Annotated in this window: 1 protein-coding gene; it reads left to right on the forward strand. The window is 59.6% G+C overall.

Annotated features, from left to right (window positions below):
* Nucleotides 1–484 (forward strand): transposase (locus tag E1297_RS00910; RefSeq protein WP_155132733.1); only part of this gene is annotated, 484 nt, incomplete at its 5' end.
* Nucleotides 485–617 lie beyond the last annotated feature (133 nt).

Consider the following 617-nt stretch of genomic DNA (forward strand, 5'->3'; position numbering starts at 1 on the left):
GAACGCAGGTGTGATACTCAAGAAGAAGGTTCGGCGCGGTGTATTGCTGCAGGTCCTGTCGGATCTCTCCCCCTGCCTGATTGGCATGGAAGCCTGTGCGACCAGTCATTATTGGGCTCGTGAGATCGCAGCATTAGGGCATGAAGTGCGTTTGGTCCCGCCAGCTTACGTCAAACCTTATGTGAAGCGGCAAAAGAATGACATGGCGGATGCCGAAGCGATATGTGAAGCCGTCACCCGGCCGAACATGCATTTCGTCGCGATCAAAAGCGCTGCCCAGCACGCTGTATTGATGCTGCATCGCGCTCGGGATCTGCTGGTGCACCAGCGTACGATGCTGGTCAATGCCTTGCGCGCGCACCTTGCAGAATTCGGCATTGTGGCCGCCCGGGGCCCACAGCAGGTACGTTGCCTTGTTACCGACCTTGAGACTGCCACGGATGGCCTTCCTGAGGTGGGCGGGCAGCCTTGCTGTGCCTGGTGAGGCAACTGGATGCCCAGGAGGTCGAGATCGCGCGGCTCGATCGCGAGATAAAGGCTTGGCACGGCCAGAGCGAGACAAGCCAGCGACTGGCCACAATACCAGGCATTGGCGTGTTGACGGCAACGGCCCTGGC

This window comes from Roseibium sp. RKSG952, from assembly GCF_009711355.1.